Here is a 24,234-nt window from a genome sequence, read left to right as displayed (position 1 = left end):
AAGCTAGCGGTTCTGGTACAGGCCGTGCTTGCCATGGGCTGGCATGGCCAGGTTGCCACGCTGGGCAATCATCTGGCCGATGGTGATCCACTCGATGCCCTGGCTTTTGAGTCGGGGCAGTTCTCGTTCGAGCACCTCAAGGGTCTGCGGGTAGGGGTGGCCGATCAGCACCGCCGACCCCTGCTTGCGCGCCAGGTCGATCCCTTGTTGCAATTGCGCGGTAATGGCTTCAGGGGTACGTACATCGTCGAGGAACACATCACGGGACACATGCGCCAGGTCGAGTTCCTGGGCCTTGGCCGCAGCCACGGTAGCCGCGCTAGTGCGACTGTCGATGAAGAACAGGTGGCGGCGTTGCAATTCGCCCATCAGCCATGCCATCGGCTCGGCTTGGGACGTCATGCGACTGCCCATGTGATTGTTGATCCCCGCGGCATAAGGCACTTTGGCCAAGGCCGCATCCAGGCGCTGCGCCAGTTCTGGCAGTGGCGTGCCGGGATGCCAGGCATAGGGACCGGTTGCCGGGTCCATGGGCATATGCAGGATCACCGTCTTTCCAGCCTTGTGGGCCTGGCGGGCGAAGTCTGTGGCATGAGGGGTGTCGGGCATGATCGCCAGGGTCACCGGGCCGGGCAGGGCCAGGGTACGGCTATCGCGGGCGCTGTTCTGGCCTAGGTCATCGATGATCAGGCTCAGGTAGGCTTTGCCCTGCTGGGCAGGCGCCGCAAAAGTGGCGCTGCTCAACAGGGACAGCAGGGTACACAGCAGGTAGCGCATGCAGAGCGTCACTTGCTGTGGGTGATGCTCAAGCCCTTGAGCAGGCTCAGGGCCTGGCTGAGCTGGAAGTCGTTGTCTTGAGGTCGCTCTTTGCGCTTGGCGTTGCTGGTTGGCCGGTCGGCACCACCGTTACCGTTGCCCAAATGGCCTTGCAGGTCGGCTTCTTTGAAGTTCTCGGTGTCTTGCTCGGCGGTCAGTTTCGCCTGGCGCACCTCGATGTCCGGAACAATGCCCTGGGCCTGAATCGAACGGCCGTTGGGGGTGTAATACAGCGCAGTGGTGAGCTTGAGCGCACGATCATTGTTCAATGGCAATACGGTTTGCACCGAGCCCTTGCCGAAGCTGTCGGTCCCCATCAGCACGCCGCGTTTCTGGTCTTGCAGTGCGCCAGCGACAATCTCCGACGCCGAGGCGCTGCCACCGTTAATCAGTACCACAAGCGGTACCGCTTCACTGGCGTCGGCCGGATCGGCGGAGAAACGCAGTTCGGAGTTGGCGATGCGTCCCTTGGTGTAGACGATCAAGCCTTTGGTCAAGAAGTGGTCTGCCACTTCAACCGCCGATTGCAGTACACCCCCCGGGTTGTTGCGCAGGTCCAGGACCAGGCCGCGCAGCTTCTTACCGTTGTCCTTGCGCAGCTTGGCCAGGGCCTTGCCGACTTCTTCACCGGTCTTGACCTGGAACTGGGTAATACGGATATAGCCGTAGCCGTCTTCAAGCAACTGGCTCTTCACGCTCTTGACCTGAATGACCGCGCGGGCAAGCGTTACATCGAATGGCGTGCCGCCGTCGCGCACCAGCGTCAGCGTGATTTTCTCACCGATCTTGCCGCGCATCTTGTCGACCGCTTCCGTCATGGTCTGGCCGCGGGTTGGCTGGCCATTGATCTTGACGATCAGGTCGCCGGCTTCGATTCCTGCACGCGAGGCGGGGGTGTCGTCAATCGGCGATACCACTTTGACGAAGCCATCCTCCATGCCGACTTCGATACCCAGGCCACCGAATTCGCCGCTGGTGCTTTCCTGCAGCTCCTGGAAGTCTTCCGGACCCAGGTAGGCGGAGTGCGGATCAAGGTTGCTGAGCATGCCTTTAATGGCGTTTTCCAGCAGGGTCTTGTCGTCTACAGGTTCGACATAAGCGGCCTTTATACGGTCCATGACCTCGGCAAAGGTGCGTAGCTCGTCCAGTGGCAGCGGTGCCTTGGCAGAAGCGGCAGCCGATACAGTCGTGGCCGGCACCGCGGTGGGCTTGGTCGGCTCGGCCGCGCGGGCCAGGGGCGCGCCAAGGACCATGGCGATGGTCAGGGCCAGCGAGGTGAGGCGAGGCGAATGCAGCATGTCGAACGAACTCCTGATCCTGGTAGCGCTCCGGCTGGAGCTGCGGCACAGCGTGATTTCACGCCAGGCCGTTAAATTAGGGGTGGGCCTATCCTTGGGCACGGCACCATTGTGCGGGGTCGCTGGGGCGACCTTGCTGGCGGATGGCGAAATACAGACCCGAGCTGTTTTGGCCACCGCTGTCGCCGACGGTGGAAATGGCCTCACCGGCCTTGACCACGTCTCCGGCACTCTTGAGCAGGCTTTGGTTGTGGCCGTAGAGGCTCAGGTAACCATTACCATGGTCGAGAATGACCAGAAGTCCAGCGCCGCGCAACCAGTCGGCAAACACTACTCGACCGCCATGCACGGCACGTACTTGACTGCCGGCAGAGGCGCTGATCATTACCCCGTCCCATTTTGCCCGTGAGTCACCGCCACGGGTTTCGCCAAAACGCGCGAGCAATCGACCATTGACCGGCCATGGAAGTTTTCCCCGGGCCGAAGAAAAAGCGCCGCCGAAGGTTTCGCCGTTGCTGGAAACCAAGGGTCCCGCAAGGGCCTTGGGCTTGCTTGGCGTCGTGGTGCTACTTGCTGCCAGAGCGTCGCGCTGACGCTGCTTTTCCGCTTCCTGGGCCGCGAGCAGCGCCTTTTGACGGGCTGCTTCAGCTTCACGGGCCTGGCGGGCCAGGGTTTCTTCAATGGTTTTGAGAACTTTGCTCAGGTCGGCCTGGTCTTGCTCACGAGCCTGCAGCTTTTGGTCGCGGGCTTTGACGTCGCTATTGAGCTTGGCCAGTACCTGCTGGCGTTCGCTGCGTACTTTTTCCAGCTCCTGGCGCTGAGCGTCCAGGTTGCCTTGCTGGGCCAGTAGCTGGGCTTGCTGCAGGCTGATGTCTTGTTCGACGTTGGCCAGCTGGCGCAAGGTCTCATTGAAACTGCGCAACTGCGCCATACGCGCCTGGCTGAGGTAGTCGTAATAGGTCAGGGTGCGAGCAAATTTTTCCGGGTTCTGCTGGTTGAGCAGCAGCTTGAGGTATTCCTCGCGGCCGTTCTGGTAAGCCGAACGGACCTGAATGGCAATCAGCCGTTGTTGTTCAACGCGGGCGCTCTGGAGTTTTTTTTTCTCGTGATCAAGGCGCTCCAGCTCGCCCTCGGTCTTTTTTAGTTCCTGTTGCAGGGCCTCCACCTGCTTTTCCAGCTTACCGATATCGGTTTCGGTACTGCGCAGGTCTTTCTGCACACCGGATTTTTCCTGCTGCAACTGGCCAAGCATTTTTTTCAGCTCGGCAATGTCCTGACGCGTGGCGTCCAGTTGCTGCTGGGTTTGCGCGCGCTCATCGGCAAAGGCCGGGCTGAGCAAGCAAGACATGGCTAGAACGATCAGGACGCGGAACATGGAGTGAGCGACACCAGGGATGGAGACTGGCCTAGTATGCCCGCCGCAGGCCGCAAAAAAAACGCCTCAAGGCAACTGCGTTGAGGCGTTGGTCGGCTAAAGCTGCAAGTTGCAAGCTTCAAGCGGCAAGAAGATAGCGCGCGGTTGCGCTTTTTCTCGCCGTTTGGCGCTGATGGCTTGTAGCTTCAGCCCTCTACGAGAATCGATTCGCCGGTCATTTCTGCTGGTTTTTCAAGGCCCAGCAGTTTGAGCATGGTTGGCGCGACGTCAGCCAGAACACCGCCTTCGCGGACCTTGACGTTGCGTTTGCCAACATAGATGAAAGGTACCGGCTCGGTGGTGTGCGCGGTGTGCGCCTGACCAGTACAGGCATCTTCCATTTGCTCGACGTTGCCATGGTCAGCCGTGATCAGGGCTTCGCCGCCAACCTTGTCGAGAGCCTCGACAATGCGCCCTACACACAGGTCCAGTGCTTCAACCGCTTTTACCGCCGCTTCGAATACACCGCTATGGCCGACCATATCGCCGTTGGCATAGTTGACCACGATCACGTCGTAACGCTGCTGCTCGATGGCTTCTACGATGCGGTCGGTCACTTCCGGGGCGCTCATTTCCGGCTGCAGGTCATAGGTGGCGACCTTTGGCGATGGAATCAGGATGCGCTCTTCGCCTTCGAACGGTTCTTCACGACCGCCGGAGAAGAAGAAGGTGACGTGAGCGTACTTCTCGGTCTCGGCAATCCGTAGCTGGGTCTTGCCATTCTTGGCCAGGTACTCGCCCAGCACGTTATTCAAGCTACCTGGGGCAAAAGCGGCAGGGGCCGGAATTTTTGCCGAGTACTGGGTCAGGCCGATATAGGCCGCCAATTTCGGCAGGCGTGCTCGTGGGAATTCGTTGAAATCGGCTGCGACGAACACGCGCGACAGTTCGCGGGCACGGTCGGCGCGAAAATTCATGAAGATTACCGTATCACCGTCCTCTACCTTGACTGCTTCGCCAATGCGCGTGGCCTTGACGAACTCGTCGCTCTCACCACGGGCGTAAGCGGCTTCGAGGCCAGCCTGGGCATTGCTGGCGGTGAACTCGGCGGCGCTGTCGACGATGAGGTTGTAGGCAGCAGCTACACGGTCCCAGCGATTATCACGGTCCATGGCGTAGTAGCGACCGATCAGGCTCGCGATACGGCCCTTGCCTAGCTTGGCAAAAGTGGCGTCGAGCAGTTCGATGGAGGACTGTGCGCTTTTGGGTGGCGTGTCACGGCCGTCAAGGAAGGCGTGCAGGTAGATCTTCTCGGCGCCACGCTGTGCGGCCAGTTCGGCCATGGCGATCAGGTGGTCCTGGTGGCTGTGCACGCCACCATCGGAAAGCAGACCAAGAATGTGGACGGCCTTGCCGGCTGATGCGGCTTTGTCGACTGCGCCGCACAGCACGGCATTTTCGAAGAAGTCGCCGTCTTTGATGGATTTGGTTACCCGAGTGAAGTCCTGGTAAACCACGCGGCCAGCGCCAAGGTTCATGTGACCCACTTCGGAGTTGCCCATCTGTCCGTCAGGCAGGCCGACGTCCATGCCCGATCCCGAGATCAAGCCATGCGGTTGGGTAGCGCGCAGGCGATCGTAGACCGGCGTGTTGGCCGAGTAGATGGCGTTGTATTCATGGCTTTCGCTATGACCGAAACCATCCAGGATGATCAGGACCAAAGGTTTTGGCGTGCTCGTCATCAATCGCACTCACGGTTGTTCAGATGATAAAGACACGCATTTTAGGGCAAATTGGCCACGGATGACGAATTTACCTTGCCCGCCGCCCAGCGCTGGCCGACGGACAGTAGGTGCAGATGAGAATTACTGGCAATTAGCCGCTCTGGCGGGCTTTGGCCGACCTTAGGTGCTGTGTATACTGACCAACATTTTTAATGGCCTGGAACACCCTCTGATGGTTGCTCACCTGATTGAATTCGCAACAAAACACTATCTGCTGGTTGGTATCTTCGTCGTTCTGCTGATTCTGCTGATCGTTTACGAAGCCCGCAAAGGTGGTCGTAGCCTGAGCACCGGCGAGCTGACGGCACTGGTCAACAGCGACAAAGGCCTGGTTATCGACATCCGTTCGACCAAAGATTACGCGGCTGGCCACATCGTTGGCGCCCTGAATATTCCACAGGACAAGTTCGCTGCCCGTATCGGCGAGCTGGAAAAGCACAAGGCCAAAACCCTGATCGTGGTCGATGCGATGGGCCAGCATGCCGGTACCACCGCCCGTGAACTGCTCAAGGCCGGTTTCACCGCTGCCAAGCTGTCCGGAGGCGTGTCGAGCTGGAAAGCCGACAACCTGCCGCTGGTGAAGTGATATGAACAACGTCATCGTCTATTCCAGCGACTACTGCCCTTACTGCTCGCGGGCCAAACACCTGCTGCAGAGCAAAGGTGTGGCTTTCGAAGAGATCAAGGTCGATGGCAAGCCGCAGGTGCGTGCTGAAATGGTCCAGAAGGCCGGCCGTACCTCGGTACCGCAGATCTGGATCGGCAGCACCCACGTCGGCGGTTGCGACGACCTGTATGCCCTTGAGCGCTCCGGCAAGCTCGATGGTTTGCTCAAGGCTTGACCAAGAACCCCTATTAAAGACCCTGCAAAGAAGGATCTGTCATGACTGATCAACAGAACAACGAAGCAGCCGCTGCTGACGAAAGCGCTCCACAATTCTCCCTGCAACGCATCTATGTGCGTGACCTGTCGTTCGAAGCGCCAAAAAGCCCGGCGATCTTCCGTCAGCAGTGGGAACCTAGTGTTGCCCTGGACCTGAACACCAAGCAGAAAGGTCTGGAAGGTGACTTCCACGAAGTCGTGTTGACCCTGTCGGTTACCGTCAAGAACGGTGACGAAGTGGCCTTCATCGCTGAAGTTCAACAGGCCGGTATCTTCCTGATCAAGAACCTGGACCCGGCTTCGATGAGCCACACTCTGGGTGCGTTCTGTCCGAACATCCTGTTCCCGTATGCGCGTGAAGCGCTGGACAGCCTGGTGACCCGCGGTTCGTTCCCGGCCCTGATGCTGTCGCCAGTCAACTTCGATGCGCTGTACGCACAGGAAATGCAACGCATGCAGGAAGCTGGCGAAGCACCTTCGCTGCAGTAAGCCTGTTGCGATGTGCCGAAAAAGCGCCCTGATGGGCGCTTTTTTCATGGGGCTGTTGAGTAACTAGGCGATAACCGTCAGACAAAACCCTGCTGACGCCAAGCCTCATAGACTGTCACTGCCACCGTATTGGAAAGGTTCAGGCTCCGGCAACCCGGCCGCATGGGTAACCGCAGGCGCTGCTGCGCAGGCAGGCTGTCGAGTACCTCGGCAGGTAGACCCCGGCTTTCTGGGCCGAACAAGAAGGCATCCCCCGGCTGGAAAGATGTTTCGTGGTAGGGATGCGAGGCCTTGGTCGTGAAAGCGAACAGTCGTGGCTGACCGAGGCTTTCCAGGCAACTGGACAAATCGGCATGACGTTTGAGGGTGGCATACTCGTGGTAGTCCAGTCCGGCGCGGCGCAGACGTTTGTCGTCCAGTTCGAAGCCAATGGGCTCGATCAGGTGCAAGTGGCAGCCGCTGTTGGCGCACAGCCTGATAATGTTGCCGGTATTCGGCGGAATCTCTGGTTGAAAGAGGATGACGTGAAACATGCACGGCTCCGAACATAAAGATAGCGAGCATTCTACCCCTGAACCGGACCCGCGTTCCCAGCAATGGCCGCGGGTGCTATTTTCGCTGGCAATTGTCGGCATGCTGGTCGGGCTGATGATCGGTCGCCTGACCACTCCCGAGCCTCGGGAGTTGCAACAGGTACAGATAGTCGAAGGCGGTTTGGACCTGTGGTTCAACGAGGAGCCCAAGCTCCATGGCGAAGAAGTCGATGGGACTGTCGCCTTGCTGTTCGAGGCGCAGGGCAAGGCGGCGCGAGGCCAACTTGAGCAGCAGGGCAAGCCAGTCAGCTGGCGGATTCAGAAGAGCGATGGCGGGTTGCTGGTAACCCTGATCGCGGCCCGACCGCTGCACGGCAACTGGGCCGGAGCGGAGCAAGAAGGGCGCTGGCGTGTGCAGGTTCGCCTGCACGAATAAAAGAGGGGAATCCCCGGCCTGCCTGTACCAAGGCCCCCAAAACTGGAAGTACTGATACTAATGCAGGGTGTGTGCCAGTTTTGTTTCAACCCGTAAATTAGCGGGTTTTGGCGTCTAGATCGGGCTTTTCCCGGGGATTTCTGCTTTGCTGCGGTGCATCGAGCACCGGTTCGGTGCAAGCAGAGCAACTGCCGCCAGGCGGCAGGTCGCGAGACAAGCCGCACCTACCCCCTGATGTGCAGTCATTGATGAATCAGGTTTCGTCGTCGCCTTCCTCTTCACCGCCGGCCACCTTCATGCCCAGTTCCTTGATTTTGCGCGTCAGGGTGTTGCGTCCCCAGCCGAGCAATACGGCAGCATCGCGACGCCGCCCTGCAGTGTGCTTGAGGGCTGTCTCGATCATGATGCGTTCGAAGCTTGGTACGGCGCTGTCGAGTAGGCTGGATTGGCCGCGGGACAAGGCCTGGTCTGCCCATTGACGCAGTGCCTGCTCCCAATTGGTCACCGGAGCCGTGTCCTGAGGCAAGTTGAGCAACTCAGGAGGCAAGTCGCCAACATGCACTTCCCGACCCGACGCCATCACCGTGATCCAGCGGCAAGTGTTTTCCAATTGGCGGACGTTGCCTGGCCACGGCAGGTTGCGCATGAACTCTTCGGTTTCCGGCTTGAGCAGCTTGGGCTCGACCGCGAGCTCCTGGGCGGCCCGGCCGAGAAAGTGGCGAGCCAGTGTCGGGATGTCCTCTCGACGATCGGCCAGGCGCGGAATATGAATCCGAATAACGTTCAAGCGATGGAACAAGTCTTCGCGGAACTTGCCGGCTTGCACCAGGGTTTCCAGGTTTTGGTGAGTCGCGGCAATGATCCGCACATCGACTTTGACCGGTACATGACCGCCTACCCGATAGAACTCGCCATCAGCCAGTACACGCAGCAGTCGGGTCTGGGTATCGGCCGGCATGTCGCCGATCTCGTCGAGGAACAGTGTGCCGCCGTCGGCCTGCTCGAATCGACCGCGGCGCAGGTTGGCCGCGCCGGTAAATGCGCCTTTCTCGTGACCGAACAGCTCGGACTCCATCAGGTCCTTGGGAATGGCTGCCATGTTCAAGGCGATGAACGGTGAAGCAGCACGCGGGCTGTGGCGGTGCAGGGCATGGGCGACCAGCTCTTTGCCGGTGCCCGACTCGCCGTTGATGAGCACGGTGATGTTGGAGTGGCTCAGGCGACCGATGGCGCGGAAGACCTCCTGCATCGCCGGCGCTTCGCCGATGATTTCCGGGGTGCGGGTCAGGGTTGGGGCGGCATCCAGGCCTTGCTGCTCCTGAGCGTGCTGGTTAGCCCGTTTGACCAGCGACACTGCCTCATCGACGTCGAACGGTTTGGGCAGGTATTCGAAGGCGCCACCTTGATAGGAGGCCACCGCGCTGTCGAGGTCCGAATGGGCGGTCATGATGATCACTGGCAGCCGCGGGTGCTGTTCGCGAATTTGTGCGAGCAGGTCCAGGCCGCTGGCGCCGGGCATGCGGATATCGGAGATGATCACATCCGGCTGCTGGCGGGCCAGGCGACTCATGACCCCGTCGGCACTGTCGAAGCTCTGGGTGGTCATGCCTTCCTGTTGCAGGGCTTTTTCCAAGACCCAGCGGATGGAACGATCATCGTCGACGATCCAGACGGTTTCACTTCGGCTCATGAGGCGTTGGCTCCTTGTTCCAGCGGCAGAAAGATCGAAAAGATGGTGTGGCCTGGATGGCTGTCACACTCGATCAGGCCCTGGTGCTGGCTGATGATGTTCTGGGTAATGGCCAAGCCCAGCCCGGTACCGTCCGGACGGCCGCTGACCATTGGATAAAAAATGGTTTCTTGCAGTTCGGCCGGAACACCTGGGCCGTTATCGATAATCTCGACCTTGGCCACCAGGCGATGGCGTGTGTGGCCGATGGTGAACTGGCGCATGGCCCGGGTGCGCAGGCTGATTCGCCCCAGGCGAAGTTCGTTCTGGCCACTGATGGCTTGCATGGCATTACGCACGATGTTGAGTACGGCCTGGATCATCTGCTCGCGGTCGATCAGCACGTCCGGCAGGCTCGGGTCGTAGTCGCGCACCAGGGTAATACCGCCCTGGGTTTCGGCCTCGACGAGGCTGCATACACGTTCGAGGACTTCATGAATATTGGTCATCGCCAACGACGGCAGTTTGTTCGAGCCCAGCATGCGGTCGACCAGATTGCGCAGGCGGTCGGCCTCCTCAATGATCACATTGGTGTAATCCTTGAGGCCCTCCTCGGGCAACTCCCTGGAGAGCAGTTGTGCGGCACCACGAATACCACCTAGCGGGTTCTTGATCTCATGGGCCAGGCCACGCACCAGCAACTTGGTGGTCTCCTGCTTGGACAGTTGGGCCTCCTCCTTGGTGATCCGCAGCAGTCGGTCGCGGGGGTGTACTTCAAGCAGCAACAAGGTTCGGCCGCCACTCAGAATGGGCGTTACCGCATAGTCGACAGTCTGGGTTTGCCCGGTCAGCGAGGTCAGCAGGGCCTCGCGCTTGGTGAATGGATGCGCGTGCTCGACCGCCTGGCGCAATGAATTGAGCGCTTCAGGTGATTCGGTGAACAACTCACTGATGAATTGTCCATGGCTGCGCTGGCCACTGATGGCCAGAAGCATTTCAGCCGCCGGGTTCATGTACTCAAGGCGCAAATCGGCATTGAGCAATATGGTGGCGGTTGTCAGGTTGTCCAGTAGCAGTCGGTGCAGGGCATCGCTGATGGTCATGGGTGTCGTTGACCTCTTTTGGCTCATGACGACCTCGGTTGTGCCGGGGTCGCGGGCGCTGGTTGTCTGCTGGTAACAAGAAAATGCAAAAAACAAACCAAGGCTCCGAAAAGAAGCGGATCTGCCGGATAAAGTCCTGAATTTGCGCTAAATATGGCTGTAAAGCCCTGGGTTAGCGGTTTGCTTGACCCAAAATGGGCTAGTTCGCTCTCGGCAACGGACTTGAGTGCACCAATATAGAGCATAGGGGAGGTTTCATATTGCTGGACACAAATGGGCGGTGGCACGAATCAGCGCCAGGGAGCGTTCCGAGCTCTTTTTCCGCTTTTCTATGGCTTGAGCCAATGCAGACGTGCAGGGCTCGGGTCGATGACGATCAAATTCGGCCAGTTCCTCGAGCAAGACTTCCTGCAGGCGATCCAGTTGTGGACGCAGTTGCTTTGCCAGGTCGATGCGTTGCGTCTGAGGAGCACTACCTGCTGCATGCCAGCGCGATAATGCGTGGTACTGGAGCAGTTTGTTGGCTTCGATCTGATCGGAAAAAAATAAACCTGCGCGCTGAGCATCGATGCCGAAGCGGGTTGCCTGGGACTGCGCTTGGTTAATGACCTGGCGTTCGCGCTCAGGTGCCTGGACCGGCTGGCGGGAATCCCACTTGCTCAAGGCCACTTGTTCGGAAACGTCCAGGCGTTGCTCCACACTGTCCAGAAGCCGGCTCAGGGGAGTGTCTGCTGGCGCTGCCGATGGGCAACCTTGGATAATCAGCAGTGGGGCTGTCAGTGCAACAAGCAGAGATGTGCGCATGGTGGGCTGGCCTTGTGAGAAAAAGTCAGTGTGCCCTTATCCGGTTCTACTACCTGTCAGTTGATTCGTATAACTACGTCAGAAAAAGGAAAGGCCTCCCAAAGGAGGCCTTTCTTTAACGCGTTACTGGATTAGCAGCTGTAGTACAGCTCGTATTCCAGTGGGTGTACGAAGGTGCGGACTTTGATTTCTTCTTCGCTTTTCAAGGCGATGTAGGCATCGATGAAGTCGTCGGAGAACACGCCACCTTTGGTCAGGAACGCACGGCCCTTGTCCAGCTCTTCCAGGGCTTCTTTCAGGCTGCCGCAAACTTGTGGGATCTCTTTCGCCTCTTCAGGCGGCAGGTCGTACAGGTTTTTGTCAGCGGCATCGCCTGGGTGGATCTTGTTCTGGATACCGTCCAGTCCGGCCATCATCAGTGCAGCGAAGCACAGGTATGGGTTGGCAGCCGGGTCCGGGAAGCGAGCTTCGATACGACGGGCTTTCGGGCTCGAAACGTACGGAATACGGATCGATGCCGAACGGTTACGAGCGGAGTAGGCCAGCATTACCGGCGCTTCGAAGCCTGGTACCAGACGCTTGTAGGAGTTGGTAGCCGGGTTGGTGAAGCCGTTCAGTGCCTTGCCGTGCTTGATGATGCCGCCGATGAAGTACAGGGCAGTATCGGACAGGCCGGCATAGCCTTCGCCGGAGAAAGTGTTCTTGCCCTCTTTGGAGATGGACATGTGTACGTGCATACCCGAGCCGTTGTCGCCGTACAGCGGCTTAGGCATGAAGGTAGCGGTGCGACCGTAAGCGTCGGCAACGTTGTGTACGCAGTACTTCAGGGTCTGAACTTCGTCAGCCTTCTTCACCAGGGTGTTGAACTGCACGCCGATTTCGTTCTGGCCGGCAGTTGCCACTTCGTGGTGGTGAACTTCGATGACCAGGCCCATTTCTTCCATGGCGTTGCACATGGCAGTACGGATTTCGTGGTCGTGGTCGAACGGAGGCACAGGGAAGTAGCCACCTTTGACGCCTGGACGGTGACCTTTGTTGCCGCCTTCCACGTCCTGGTCGGACATCCACGAGCCTTGCTCGGAGTAGATTTTGAACATCGAGCCGGAGATGTCGGACTTGAACTTCACTTCGTCGAAGATGAAGAACTCAGGCTCTGGGCCGACGAATACGGTGTCACCGATACCGGTGGTCTTCAGGTACTCTTCAGCGCGGCGGGCAATGGCGCGTGGGTCGCGGTCATAGCCTTGCATGGTCGAAGGTTCGATGATGTCGCAGACCAGAATCAGGGTCGGCTCTTCGGTGAACGGGTCGAGTACGGCGGAGGAGTCGTCCGGCATCAGGATCATGTCGGAAGCTTCGATGCCTTTCCAGCCAGCGATGGAGGAACCGTCGAACATCTTGCCGGCTTCGAAGAAATCTTCGTCCAGTGCGTCACGCGATGGCATGGTGACGTGATGTTGAATGCCTTTGGTATCAGTGAAGCGCAGATCAATCCATTTAACGTCATGATCTTTGATGAGTTGAACCGACTTCGACATAGTGTCCTCCGGGTGGGGTAGAGCTTGCCTGTGCAGCCCTTGAATTTGGGTGATGCCGGGCGCGAATAGTCGGCCAAGGCAACCTGCCTCACAAGGGAGCAAATTGCATGCCAGTGCCCCGGTTTGGATGGTTTGCCCCATTCCCAAGCGTTTCCGGGTATTTGCAGTAAAATGCGAGGCGGTTTACGCACTGTAACAGGGCGCAATTTCTACGGGGTGATCCATTTTGGTGCACGAAAAACCTTCTGCACATTAATTGGTTAAACCTTGAGCAATTTCCGCTATAATCCGCGCCCCACTTTTTTAGTCGGTAGCTCGCGCGCAGTTTTCATGAAACTAATCGTAAAAGTCTTCCCAGAGATCACCATCAAGAGCCGCCCGGTTCGCAAGCGTTTCATCCGTCAACTGGGCCGCAACATCCGCACCGTGCTCAAGGACCTCGATCCTGCGCTCGCGGTTAACGGTGTCTGGGACAACCTCGAAGTGATCACTCACGTCGAGGACGAAAAGGTTCTGCGCGAGATGACCGAGCGCCTCACGTGCATGCCGGGCATTGCCCATTTCCTGCAGGTTGACGAGTACCCGTTGGGTGACTTCGACGACATCGTCGCCAAGTGCAAGGCGCACTTCGGTCACCTGCTGGCGGGCAAGCATTTCGCCGTGCGTTGCAAGCGTGGTGGTCACCACGATTTCACCTCGATGGACGTTGATCGTTATGTTGGCAGCCAATTGCGCCAGCAGTGCGGTGCTGCAGGTATCGACCTGCGCAACCCCGAGGTCGAAGTGCGCATCGAGGTGCGTGACAAGCGTTTGTATGTGATCCATAACCAGCACAAAGGCATTGGCGGCTACCCGCTGGGCGCCCTGGAGCAGACCCTGGTACTGATGTCCGGCGGTTTCGACTCCACCGTTGCGGCTTACCAGATGATGCGTCGCGGCCTGATGACTCACTTCTGCTTCTTCAACCTGGGTGGCCGTGCCCACGAGCTGGGGGTGATGGAAGTCGCTCACTTCCTGTGGAAAAAATACGGTAGCAGCCAGCGCGTGCTGTTTATCAGCGTGCCGTTCGAAGAAGTGGTCGGTGAGATCCTCGGCAAGGTCGACAACAGTTACATGGGCGTCACGCTCAAGCGCATGATGCTGCGCGCGGCGGCGCACATGGCTGATCGTCTGGAAATCGACGCGCTGGTTACCGGCGAGGCGATTTCCCAGGTTTCCAGCCAAACCCTGCCGAACCTGGCAATCATCGATTCGGCGACCGACAAGCTGGTGCTACGCCCGCTGCTGGCCAGCCACAAGCAGGACATCATCGACCAGGCCAACGAAATCGGCACCGCTGACTTCGCCAAGCATATGCCTGAGTATTGCGGCGTGATCTCGGTGAACCCGACCACTCATGCCAAGCGTCACCGCATGGAACATGAAGAGAAACAGTTCGATATGGCTGTGCTGGAGCATGCCTTGGAGCGCGCCCGCCTGATTTCCATCGACAATGTGATCGATGAACTGAGTCAGGATATCCAGATCGAGGAAGTCGAGCAGGCGCTGGCTGGTCAAGTCGTCATCGACATTCGTCATCCGGATGCCCAAGAAGATGAACCGCTGCAACTGGATGGCATCGAAGTCAAAGTGATGCCGTTTTATGCGATCAACAGCCGCTTCAAGGACCTGGACCCTACGCGCCAGTACTTGCTGTATTGCGACAAGGGCGTGATGAGTCGGCTGCATGCCCATCACCTGCTGAGCGAGGGACATGCCAATGTGCGTGTTTATCGCCCGGCATAAGACGCCGGGGTTGTATGGCGGCAGTATCCGCCATCGCCCTCCCGACCGCCGGGCAGTCTGAGCGCCGTTCATTCATATTCGCCACTTAAAATAGTGGCAACCCGAATCCTCTGATCGAGATACACAAGTGATCGAAAATCTACGTAACATCGCCATCATCGCCCACGTTGACCATGGTAAAACCACTCTGGTCGACAAACTCCTGCGTCAGTCCGGCACCCTGGAGCGTAACGAGCTCAACGACGAGCGCGTCATGGACTCCAACGACCAGGAAAAAGAGCGCGGTATTACCATTCTGGCGAAAAACACCGCCATCAACTGGAACGGCTACCACATCAACATCGTCGACACCCCAGGCCACGCCGACTTCGGTGGCGAGGTTGAGCGTGTAATGTCGATGGTTGACTCGGTGCTGCTGCTGGTCGACGCCCAAGACGGCCCTATGCCGCAAACTCGTTTCGTGACCAAGAAGGCTTTCGAAGCCGGCCTGCGTCCAATCGTGGTTATCAACAAGGTTGACCGTCCGGGCGCGCGTCCTGACTGGGTTCTGGACCAGATCTTCGATCTGTTCGACAACCTCGGTGCTACCGAAGAACAGCTGGACTTCAAAGTCGTCTACGCCTCGGCCCTGAACGGCATTGCCGGTCTGGACCACACCGAAATGGCCGAAGACATGACCCCGCTGTACCAGTCGATCATCGACAACGTACCGGCTCCTACTGTTGACCGTGACGGTCCGTTCCAGATGCAAATCTCGGCACTGGACTACAACAGCTTCCTGGGTGTTATCGGTGTTGGCCGTATCGCTCGTGGTCGCGTCAAGCCGAACACCCCGGTTGTCGCTATCGACGTCGATGGCAAGAAGCGTAACGGTCGCATCCTGAAGCTGATGGGTCACCACGGTCTGCACCGTGTTGACGTTGAAGAAGCGCTGGCTGGCGACATCGTTTGCGTCAGCGGCTTCGACGAGCTGTTCATCTCCGACACCCTGTGCTCCCCGGACGCAGTAGAGGCGATGAAGCCACTGACCGTTGACGAGCCAACCGTTTCGATGACCTTCCAGGTCAACGACTCGCCGTTCTGCGGTAAAGAAGGCAAGTTCGTCACCAGCCGTAACATTAAAGAGCGTCTGGACAAAGAGCTGCTGTACAACGTTGCACTGCGCGTTGAAGAAGGCGACTCGGCTGACAAGTTCAAGGTGTCCGGCCGTGGTGAGCTGCACCTTTCGGTACTGATCGAAACCATGCGTCGCGAAGGCTTCGAAATGGGTGTTGGTCGTCCGGAAGTAATCATCCGTGAAGTCGACGGCGTGAAGAACGAGCCGTTCGAAAACGTCACCATCGACATCCCTGAAGATTCGCAGGGCAAGGTCATGGAAGAAATGGGTCTGCGTAAAGGCGACCTGACCAATATGGTTCCGGATGGCAAGGGCCGTGTACGCCTGGAATACAACATTCCAGCCCGTGGTCTGATCGGTTTCCGTAACCAGTTCCTGACCCTGACCAACGGTGCAGGCATCCTGACCTCGATCTTCGATCGCTACGCCCCGATGAAGTCCGGCCACATGTCCGGCCGTCAGAACGGCGTACTGGTTTCGGTTGAAACCGGCAAGGCTCTGACCTACTCCCTGGAAACCCTGCAGGCTCGCGGCAAGCTGTTCGTAGAGCACGGTCAGGAGATCTACAACGGTCAGATCGTTGGTCTGAACAGCCGTGACAACGACCTGGGCGTCAACCCTACCAAGGGCAAGAAGCTCGACAACATGCGTGCTTCGGGTAAAGACGAAACCATCGCTCTGGTTCCACCTGTTCGCTTCACCCTGGAACAGGCTCTGGAATTCATCCAGGACGACGAGCTGTGCGAAGTAACCCCTAAGTCGATCCGTCTGCGTAAGAAGATCCTCGACGAAGGCGAGCGTACTCGTGCTGCCAAGAAAGCCAAAGCTAACTAAGTTAGGCTGAAACGAAAACGCCCCCGGTCGAAAGGCCGGGGGCGTTTTTGTTTGTCTGCAGCAACCGTACTGTTGGAGCGGGCTTACCCTGCGAAGCCGTCTCGCAGCTACAGCACTTCGCAGGAAAACCGATGTCCTGCGGCTTAGCGCCGCGCAGCAGGCTTGGGAATGTAGGCGCAATAGCCCGGACGCGGCCCGACGCGCGGATGGTTGCGGCAGGTGTCCGGGCGCTTGTCATAAATGGTGCACAGACGGCTCTTGCGATCCAGGTACAAGCAGTCGTCGTTACTCATTTGCGCCAGGGTGAAAATCCCCGACTTCTGATTGAAGCGATCAACGATGCCTTCTTTCTGCAAGCGCTTGGCGATCGACTTTGGCGGTTCGCCTTGCTCGAACTCATCCACCACGCCAATGCGGATCAGGTCTTTCAACTTCACTTCCACTGGCAATTGGCAGCAGGTGGAATTGCAGCCTCCGCACATATGGCTGACATATTTTTGCCAGGTATCCAGCCGGTCAACTTCGGCGGCGGCAATCAAGGTTGGTTTCATCAGGCTCAGGTTTTAGATGTTCTAGTAAGGCGCGCGATCATACCGGAGTTGGTCAAAATGTGAACAACCATTTGCCGGTTCTTGCCTCTGCGGCGCGAGCTTTTGCACAGAAACCCAAGAACCAGTGCCAACGCTCTGTGTCGAACGGTCTAGGCTGAGAAATCTCCATCCGCATTCGTCAACTTGCCCGAGGACGTCGCATGTCTCAGGAACCACTCGCTCGTGACGCAGAGGTGGCTGCTTTTCGCACCGCTGTACTGGATAAATTGACCTATTCGGTCGGTAAGGACCCGGAGCATGCTTTTGATCATGACTGGTTCGAAGCCATTGCCCTGGCAGCCCGTGATCACATGGTCGATCACTGGATGGACCATACGCGGCAAATCTATCGCAAAAGCCAGAAGCGCGTTTACTACTTGTCCCTGGAGTTCCTTATCGGCCGTTTGCTGTACGACAGCTTGAGCAATCTGGGGTTGCTGGACATCGCCCGTGAGGCGCTCGAGGGTCTCGATGTCGATTTGGAACGCATTCGCCTATTGGAGCCAGATGCGGCGCTCGGCAATGGTGGCCTTGGGCGCCTGGCCGCGTGCTTCATGGAAAGTATGTCGACCCTGGGCATCGCTGCCCACGGTTATGGCATTCGTTACGAGCACGGTTTGTTTCGCCAGGCAGTGGTCGATGGTTGGCAGCAGGAGCAAACCGAGAACTGGCTGGACTTCGGCAACCCCTGGGAGTTCGAGCGCGCCGAGGTGATCTATCCGATCAGCTTCGGTGGCAGCGTCGAGACAGTACATGACTCTGATGGCCAACAGCGCCAGGTGTGGTGGCCGGGCGAAACGGTAAGGGCGGTGGCCTATGACACGCCAGTGGTTGGCTGGCGCGGTTCTAGCGTCAATACCTTGCGCCTATGGCGTGCGCGAGCCCTGGAAGAGCTGCACCTGGAGCGATTCAATGCCGGGGATCACTTGGGCGCCGTGGCCGAAGTGGCTCGCGCCGAAAGTATTTCGCGGGTGCTTTACCCAGCCGACAGTACCGAGGCCGGGCAGGAGTTGCGCCTGCGTCAGGAGTACTTTTTCGTCAGCGCCTCGCTGCAGGATCTGTTGCGCCGCCACCTGAACATGCACGACAGCCTGCTCAACCTGCATGAGTCGGCAGCGATCCAGCTCAATGACACCCACCCCTCGATTGCCGTGGCCGAATTGATGCGCCTGCTGGTCGATCAACATGAGGTGCCGTGGGACACCGCCTGGCAACTGACCGTCGATACGCTTGCATACACCAACCACACACTGTTGCCTGAAGCGCTGGAAACCTGGCCAGTCGGCCTGATGGAGCGCATGTTGCCGCGGCACATGCAGATCATCTACCTGATCAACGCCTTTCACATCGATGCGCTGCGGGCCAAGGGCATTCATGACTTTGACGTGTTGCGCGCGGTGTCGCTGATCGAGGAAGACAATGGTCGGCGCGTGAGAATGGGTAACCTGGCTTTCCTTGGTTCGCACAGCGTCAATGGCGTATCTGCGTTGCACACCAAGTTGATGCGCAGCACAGTATTTGCCGAGCTGCACAAGCTTTACCCCGAGCGGATCAACAACAAGACCAACGGCATTACTTTCCGTAGATGGTTATACCAGGCCAATCCACAGTTGACCGACATGCTGGTTGAAGCCTTGGGCGATGGCTTGCTTGACGATCCGCAGGGTCGCTTGCGCGATCTTGAACCCTTTGCCGATAAGGCAGCATTTCGCAAACAGTTTGCCGAGCAGCGTTTGCACAGCAAGAGGGCACTGGCCGCGTTGATCCAGGAGCGCTTGGGCATTTCGGTTAATCCGCAAGCGATGTTCGATGTACAGGTAAAGCGCATCCACGAGTACAAGCGCCAGTTACTCAACCTTCTGCACACTGTGGCCCTGTACCAGGCGATACGCTCGGAGCCGGGAGCGGGGTGGGCGCCGCGGGTAAAAATCTTCGCTGGCAAGGCGGCTGCCAGTTACCACCAAGCCAAGCTGATCATCAAATTGAGCAACGACATCGCGCGGGTAGTGAACAACGACCCCACGGTTCGCGGCCTGCTTAAAGTGGTGTTCTTGCCCAACTACAACGTTAGTTTGGCTGAAAGCATCATCCCCGCGGCCGATCTTTCCGAGCAGATATCCACTGCCGGCTATGAGGCTTCCGGTACCAGTAACATGAAGTTCGGGCTCAACGGTGCCTTGACTATCGGCACCTTGGACGGCGCCAACGTCGAGATGTGTGAGGAAGTGGGCTCGGAAAACATGTTTATCTTCGGCTTGACCGCGCAACAGGTCGAGGCACGCAAGCGCAGTGGTGAATTCGGTGCCAATGCGGCGATAGGCGCCTCTCATCGGCTCAATGATGTGCTCCAGGCCATTCGCAGTGGGGTGTTCTCTCCTGATGATCCTGCGCGTTATGTGGGTTTGGTGGACTCATTGGTTGCTCATGATCGCTTTTTGGTGTGTGCCGATTTCGATGCCTACTGGGACGCCCAGATGCGCGTTGAAGCGCTCTGGCACGACCCCAAGCAGTGGTGGCGCACAGCTGTGCTCAACACCGCGCGAATGGGCTGGTTTTCCTCGGACCGGACAATTCGCGAGTACGCCACGCAAATCTGGAAAGCCCTCGACTAAGCTGTGCAGGACGGTCCGGGAGGGGTGAACTCTCGGGCCAAAGTGCCGTCTGATCGGGCAAGCGTGTCGGATAGCTCGCTAGCGCTTCACTCTCCCTGTAAACTGCGTGGGTTTTTACTACCCCCTTCTTCGGAGCCTTACATGTCCCGCGTTACCCTGAGTCGCTATTTGATTGAGCAGACCCGCAGCAACAGTACTCCTGCCGATCTGCGCTTCCTGATCGAAGTGGTGGCGCGTGCGTGCAAGGAGATCAGCCACAACGTTTCCAAGGGCGCCCTGGGCGGTGTTCTGGGCAGCATGGGTACCGAAAACGTGCAGGGCGAAGTCCAGAAGAAACTGGACGTGATTTCCAACGATATCCTCCTCGAAGCCAACGAGTGGGGCGGTCACCTGGCCGGCATGGCGTCCGAAGAAATGGACAATGCCTATCAGATTCCGGGCAAATACCCGAAAGGCGCCTACCTGCTGGTATTCGACCCGCTGGACGGTTCGTCGAACATCGACGTCAACGTTTCGGTCGGTACCATCTTCTCGGTACTGCGTTGCCCCAACGAGTACCTGAGCCAGAACGAAAGCCTCAACGAACAGGCTTTCCTGCAGCCAGGCACCGAACAAGTAGCTGCCGGTTACGCGATCTATGGCCCACAGACCATGCTGATCCTGACCCTGGGCAATGGCGTTAAAGGCTTCACCCTGGATCGTGAACTGGGCAGCTTCGTACTGACTCACGAAAACATTCAGGTGCCGGAAACTACCGCCGAGTTCGCCATCAACATGTCCAACCAGCGTCACTGGGAAGAGCCTGTGACCCGCTATGTGGGCGAGCTGCTGGCAGGTGAGACCGGCCCGCTGAAAAAGAACTACAACATGCGCTGGATCGCCTCGATGGTTGCCGATGTGCATCGCATCCTCACCCGCGGCGGCCTGTTCATGTATCCGCGTGACGCACGCGAGCCTTCCAAGCCTGGCAAGCTGCGCCTGATGTACGAAGCGAATCCGATGTCGTTCATTATCGAACAGGCTGGCGGTGCATCCACCGACGGCAAACAGCGCATCCTCGACATCCAGCCCGAGAGCCTGCACCAGCGTGTGGCAGTGTTCCTCGGCTCCAAGCAGGAAGTCGAGCGCGTTACCGGTTATCACCAGGAGTAAGTCATGCTCGCACCTTGGCAGCCGTTACTGGAGTGGTGGTTCGGATGGGGCACCAGTCCCAAGGACGTCGCTGACGAGAAGAGCACGCTGTGGTTTGGCAAGCACCACGACGCCGAAGCGCAAGAGCACTTCGGCGATCTGGTCGAGCAAGCCCTGGCGGGAGGTCTGGATGAGTGGCTGCAAAGCCCGCAGGGCTGGCTTGGCCTGGTGCTGTTGCTCGATCAGCTCCCGCGCATGATCCACCGTGACACCCCGCGAGCCTTCGATGGCGACCGGCGTGCGCAGGTGCTGGTGATGCAGGGGCTGGGCAAGCATTGGGATTACCAATTGCTGCCGATCCAGCGGGTGTTCATCCTGCTGGTGTTGGAGCATGCCGAAGTGCTGGATTGGCAGAACGTCAGCGTCGAGCGTTATCAACTGTTGCTCGATGCCCAGCCGGAAAACGATCGACGCTTGTTCGAAGGTTTTCTCGATTACGCCGAACAGCACCAGCGCGTCATTGCCCGTTTTGGCCGCTTCCCGCACCGTAATCTGACACTGAATCGGCCGAGTACTGACGAAGAGATGGATTTTCTGCTGGAACCGGGCTCAAGGTTCTAAGTTGGTCTCAATCGCGGGGCAAGCCCGTTCCCACCGAAGCAGGTGGGGGCGGGCTTGCCCCTCGACAGTTTTACCTCAGATCCTGAAGCTTCCTACCAGATGCTTCAGGCGACTGGCCTGATTTTCCAGGTCTTTGCAGGCACGCAAGGTCGCTTGCAGGTTTTCCACACCTTCCTGATTCAGCGTATTGATTTCGGTGATGTCGACATTGATCGACTCGACCACCGCTGTCTGCTCTTCGGTAGCGGTGGCTACTGACTGGTTCATGCCGTCGATTTCACCAATGCGCTGGGTGACACTACCCAGTCGTTCACCTGCCTGGTTGGCGATACCAACGCTGTGCTGACTCTGGCTCTGGCTTTCGGTCATGGTGCTGACCGCCACCTGCGCGCCAGCCTGCAATTCTTCAATAATTCGTTGTACCTGTTGCGCCGAATCCTGGGTGCGGTGGGCAAGGTTGCGCACCTCGTCAGCGACGACGGCGAACCCACGGCCCGCTTCACCTGCTCGTGCTGCCTCAATGGCCGCATTGAGCGCCAGCAGGTTGGTTTGCTGGGAAATGCCGCTGATCACTTCGAGAATCTGGCCGATGTTTACCGTGTTGGCGTTCAAGGTCTCGATGTTGCTGCAGGAGTCACTGATCTTTGCCGACAGCTGATTCATAACGTCGATGGTTTGATCGACCACTTGCTGACCTTCTTCGGCCAGGTTGCGCGCATCGCTGGAGTGCTGCGACGCGAGCGCGGCGTTCTGGGCGATTTCCTGCGCTGCAGCACCGAGTTGATTGATCGCGGCAGCAACGCTGCTGGTGCGGCTCGATTGCTGGTCAGCATTATGAATCGAGGCATTCGAGGCGCTGACTACGCGCAGGGCCACTTCGTTGACCTGGCCGGTAGCCGAGGAAACTTCACGGATCGACTCGTGAATCCGTTCGACAAAGCGGTTGAACGACTGACCGAGGCTACCGAACTCGTCCTGGCCGTGGATGCGCAGTCGGCGGGTGAGGTCACCTTCGCCCTCGGCGATGTCGTGCATTGCCCGGCCCATGACGTGCAGGGGCTCCATCAATACACGGATCAGCAGGCCAAGCAGGGCAATGATGATCAGCACGGCAATGACCGTGGCAAAAATCGCTGACGTGCGCAGTTCACTGAGCATGGCGAAGGCGAAGTCCTGATCGAGCACCATGGCCACGTACCAATCGGCCGAAGGCACGCCATTGACCTTGGTGAAGGTGATGAACTGCTTGTGCTCGCCTTGTTCGAGCTCTTTCAGGCCACTGCCGATCTGTGGGGTGTTCTGCGGGTAAGCGTCGTTTAGGCTTTTCAGGGCCAGCTTGGCGTCGGGGTGCACCAGAATCTTGCCGTCGCCGTTGACGATAAACGCGTGGCCATGACCGTCGAAGTCCAAGGCGTTGATGATCGAGCTGATGCTGTCCAGATCGGTGTCTGCACCATTGACGCCGATCAGGCGTCCTTGATGCAGGACCGGCGTGGCCAGGGTGATTACCAGTTTGTTCATCGATGCCGAAATGTACGGTTCGGTGACGATGGTCTGGCCGGCACTGGTGGCGGCTTTATACCAACCGCGAACACGTGGGTCGTAATCGGCAGCGCGGCTGCCTTGTGGAACCGACTGCATGTAGCCGTCCTGGCCACCGAAGTAGGTCAGGGCGAAGTTGCTGCTGTACACCGGCAGGTTGAGGCTGCGGGTCAGGCTCTCCTTGTCGGCGCCATCGACGGCTACCTGCTGAGACAACGAGTGCAGAATCTGTATGCGGCTTTGCAGCCAGGTCTGGATGTTGCTGCTGGTGAGGCTGCCAAGCTCCTGCATCGAAGCTTCAGTATTGCTGCGCAGCGTCTGGCGCTGGCGATAGTCGTTGAACAGGACAAAACAGGTAAAGGCGACTGCAACCACCAAGGCGGCGGCGAGCAGTATCTTGTGGCTGAACTTCAGGTTTTTTGTCATTGCGAGGTCTGTCTGCACACGGCGGGTCAACGGGGAGGGCGCGGCAATACGTCGCAGCGCGTATCTGTGTCGTCTGCACAAAGAAAAAGATGAGTCCAGAAGCGGTCTATACGACCAAAGGCAGTGAAATGGCGCCAGTAATACGCGGTAGCTCGGGAACCAGAGGTGGTTTTTCCCTTCTAAGCTGTCGGTAGGCCATCGCGCCTGCATCCCCATGTCCAGGAGTGACCTTTCATGTCGTTGCGTTCTCTCGCCCTGCTGTCCTTGTGCGTGTTTCTAACCGCGTGCAACAAGATCAATCAGGAAAACTATTCGAAGCTTCAAGCGGGCATGACCAAGGTCGAGGTCGAAAAACTGTTGGGCGCGCCCAAGGACTGCTCCGGCGCACTGGGCATGTCCAGTTGCACCTGGGGTGACGATAAGAGCTTTATCAGTGTGCAGTACGCCGCCGACAAGGTACTGATGTACTCCGGACAGGGACTCAAATGAAACGCTTACACCTGCTGTTTGCACTGTGTGCCGGCCTGATCCTGGGCGGCTGCGCTCACTCGGGTGCGGGGCCGATCCCGCCGAAGACGGTCGAGAGTGTCGACCTCAAGCGCTATCAGGGCAAATGGTTCGAACTGGCGCGCTTGCCGATGTTTTTTCAACGCGACTGCGCCCAGTCGGAGGCCCATTACAACGTGAGGCCCGATGGTACGGTCGGCGTGCTCAATCGCTGCCAGACCCTTGAAGGTGAATGGCAGGAAGCCAGCGGCACCGCCTCGCCACAGGTCGCCGGCAAGACCGACAAGCTCTGGGTTGTCTTCGATAACTGGTTCTCGAAAGTGCTGCCGGGGCTGGCCAAGGGTGAGTACTGGGTGCTGTAC

Annotated in this window: 22 protein-coding genes and 1 pseudogene; 11 read left to right on the top strand and 12 right to left on the bottom strand. The window is 58.4% G+C overall.

The features are described 5' to 3' along the window. Positions 1-3: 3 nt before the first annotated feature. From H8F21_RS00110 to gpmI, 4 genes are all read right to left on the bottom strand, one after another. Positions 4-777, bottom strand: coding sequence for a divergent polysaccharide deacetylase family protein (locus H8F21_RS00110; RefSeq protein WP_203479104.1), 774 nt, complete (start codon positions 775-777; stop codon positions 4-6). A gap of 8 nt (positions 778-785) precedes the next feature. After that, positions 786-2,114 (bottom strand): S41 family peptidase, encoded by a 1,329-nt coding sequence (locus H8F21_RS00105; protein WP_136478559.1) that lies wholly within the window; start codon positions 2,112-2,114, stop codon positions 786-788. An 88-nt stretch (positions 2,115-2,202) separates the two neighbouring features. Continuing rightward, complete coding sequence (locus tag H8F21_RS00100) at positions 2,203-3,489, bottom strand: murein hydrolase activator EnvC family protein (protein WP_203479105.1); 1,287 nt, start codon at positions 3,487-3,489, stop codon at positions 2,203-2,205. A gap of 185 nt (positions 3,490-3,674) precedes the next feature. Next, entirely contained in the window at positions 3,675-5,210 is a 1,536-nt protein-coding gene (gpmI, locus tag H8F21_RS00095; protein ID WP_203479106.1) for a 2,3-bisphosphoglycerate-independent phosphoglycerate mutase, read from the bottom strand. A gap of 214 nt (positions 5,211-5,424) precedes the next feature. Here gpmI and H8F21_RS00090 point away from each other — a divergent pair, with 214 nt between their 5' ends. From H8F21_RS00090 to secB, 3 genes are read left to right on the top strand one after another with little or no spacing between them, the layout of a single operon-like run. Then, positions 5,425-5,838, top strand: a complete 414-nt coding sequence (locus H8F21_RS00090) for a rhodanese-like domain-containing protein (protein WP_203479107.1) — start codon at positions 5,425-5,427, stop codon at positions 5,836-5,838. A gap of 1 nt (position 5,839) precedes the next feature. Next, on the top strand, positions 5,840-6,094 hold the full coding sequence (gene grxC / locus H8F21_RS00085) for a glutaredoxin 3 (RefSeq protein ID WP_136478555.1): 255 nt from the start codon (positions 5,840-5,842) through the stop codon (positions 6,092-6,094). A 41-nt stretch (positions 6,095-6,135) separates the two neighbouring features. After that, positions 6,136-6,624 (top strand): protein-export chaperone SecB, encoded by a 489-nt coding sequence (gene secB, locus H8F21_RS00080; RefSeq protein WP_136478554.1) that lies wholly within the window; start codon positions 6,136-6,138, stop codon positions 6,622-6,624. A gap of 77 nt (positions 6,625-6,701) precedes the next feature. Here the strand turns inward: secB and trmL are convergent, their stop codons facing one another. Next, positions 6,702-7,157, bottom strand: coding sequence for a tRNA (uridine(34)/cytosine(34)/5-carboxymethylaminomethyluridine(34)-2'-O)-methyltransferase TrmL (gene trmL / locus H8F21_RS00075; RefSeq protein ID WP_203479108.1), 456 nt, complete (start codon positions 7,155-7,157; stop codon positions 6,702-6,704). Between trmL and H8F21_RS00070 the strand changes: the two genes are divergently transcribed. Then, positions 7,156-7,593 (top strand): hypothetical protein, encoded by a 438-nt coding sequence (locus tag H8F21_RS00070; protein ID WP_203479109.1) that lies wholly within the window; start codon positions 7,156-7,158, stop codon positions 7,591-7,593. The two genes, trmL and H8F21_RS00070, sit on opposite strands and share 2 nt — an antisense overlap. 253 nt (positions 7,594-7,846) lie before the next feature. Here the strand turns inward: H8F21_RS00070 and ntrC are convergent, their stop codons facing one another. From ntrC to glnA, 4 genes are all read right to left on the bottom strand, one after another. Continuing rightward, complete coding sequence (ntrC, locus tag H8F21_RS00065) at positions 7,847-9,283, bottom strand: nitrogen regulation protein NR(I) (protein WP_203479110.1); 1,437 nt, start codon at positions 9,281-9,283, stop codon at positions 7,847-7,849. Further along, on the bottom strand, positions 9,280-10,365 hold the full coding sequence (gene glnL / locus H8F21_RS00060; RefSeq protein WP_136478550.1) for a nitrogen regulation protein NR(II): 1,086 nt from the start codon (positions 10,363-10,365) through the stop codon (positions 9,280-9,282). Before glnL ends, ntrC begins: the two co-directional genes overlap by 4 nt. Before the next feature lie 255 nt (positions 10,366-10,620). After that, positions 10,621-11,169, bottom strand: a complete 549-nt coding sequence (locus H8F21_RS00055; RefSeq protein WP_203479111.1) for a chorismate mutase — start codon at positions 11,167-11,169, stop codon at positions 10,621-10,623. Positions 11,170-11,300: 131 nt separating this feature from the next. After that, on the bottom strand, positions 11,301-12,707 hold the full coding sequence (gene glnA / locus H8F21_RS00050) for a glutamate--ammonia ligase (RefSeq protein ID WP_045181822.1): 1,407 nt from the start codon (positions 12,705-12,707) through the stop codon (positions 11,301-11,303). Positions 12,708-13,037: 330 nt separating this feature from the next. On the opposite strand from glnA, the gene thiI reads away from it, so the two are divergent. Further along, positions 13,038-14,492, top strand: coding sequence for a tRNA uracil 4-sulfurtransferase ThiI (gene thiI / locus H8F21_RS00045; RefSeq protein ID WP_203479112.1), 1,455 nt, complete (start codon positions 13,038-13,040; stop codon positions 14,490-14,492). Between the two features lie 127 nt (positions 14,493-14,619). Further along, entirely contained in the window at positions 14,620-16,443 is a 1,824-nt protein-coding gene (gene typA / locus H8F21_RS00040) for a translational GTPase TypA (RefSeq protein WP_203479113.1), read from the top strand. A gap of 143 nt (positions 16,444-16,586) precedes the next feature. On the opposite strand, the gene H8F21_RS00035 is transcribed toward typA, so the two are convergent. Then, positions 16,587-16,994, bottom strand: coding sequence for a YkgJ family cysteine cluster protein (locus H8F21_RS00035; protein WP_136478546.1), 408 nt, complete (start codon positions 16,992-16,994; stop codon positions 16,587-16,589). 200 nt (positions 16,995-17,194) lie between these two features. Between H8F21_RS00035 and H8F21_RS00030 the strand changes: the two genes are divergently transcribed. From H8F21_RS00030 to H8F21_RS00020, 3 genes are all read left to right on the top strand, one after another. Next, complete coding sequence (locus tag H8F21_RS00030; protein ID WP_203479118.1) at positions 17,195-19,645, top strand: glycogen/starch/alpha-glucan phosphorylase; 2,451 nt, start codon at positions 17,195-17,197, stop codon at positions 19,643-19,645. A gap of 141 nt (positions 19,646-19,786) precedes the next feature. Continuing rightward, a complete protein-coding gene (locus tag H8F21_RS00025) occupies positions 19,787-20,797 on the top strand; it encodes a class 1 fructose-bisphosphatase (protein ID WP_203479120.1) in 1,011 nt (336 codons plus the stop codon). Positions 20,798-20,800: 3 nt separating this feature from the next. Then, positions 20,801-21,397, top strand: a complete 597-nt coding sequence (locus H8F21_RS00020) for a DUF924 family protein (RefSeq protein ID WP_203479122.1) — start codon at positions 20,801-20,803, stop codon at positions 21,395-21,397. Positions 21,398-21,472: 75 nt separating this feature from the next. On the opposite strand, the gene H8F21_RS29905 is transcribed toward H8F21_RS00020, so the two are convergent. Together H8F21_RS29905 and H8F21_RS29900 are read right to left on the bottom strand one after the other, a co-directional pair. Continuing rightward, the gene (locus H8F21_RS29905; RefSeq protein ID WP_408004433.1) at positions 21,473-22,273 is read right to left on the bottom strand and encodes a methyl-accepting chemotaxis protein; all 801 of its coding nucleotides are present in this window, start codon (positions 22,271-22,273) and stop codon (positions 21,473-21,475) included. A gap of 54 nt (positions 22,274-22,327) precedes the next feature. Next, positions 22,328-23,365 (bottom strand): annotated as a pseudogene (locus tag H8F21_RS29900) (HAMP domain-containing protein); the annotation flags it as partial. 234 nt (positions 23,366-23,599) lie between these two features. Here H8F21_RS29900 and bamE point away from each other — a divergent pair. Beyond that, positions 23,600-23,854, top strand: coding sequence for an outer membrane protein assembly factor BamE domain-containing protein (bamE, locus tag H8F21_RS00010; protein WP_136478541.1), 255 nt, complete (start codon positions 23,600-23,602; stop codon positions 23,852-23,854). After that, positions 23,851-24,234: lipocalin family protein (locus H8F21_RS00005; protein ID WP_203479125.1), on the top strand; the 384-nt coding region annotated here is incomplete at its 3' end. The genes bamE and H8F21_RS00005, both read left to right, overlap by 4 nt.

The organism is Pseudomonas arcuscaelestis, assembly GCF_016881005.1.
Lineage (GTDB): Bacteria > Pseudomonadota > Gammaproteobacteria > Pseudomonadales > Pseudomonadaceae > Aquipseudomonas > Aquipseudomonas arcuscaelestis.
The sequence above is the reverse complement of the archived record's forward strand: the minus strand, read 5'-3'. Positions and strand labels throughout refer to the sequence as shown.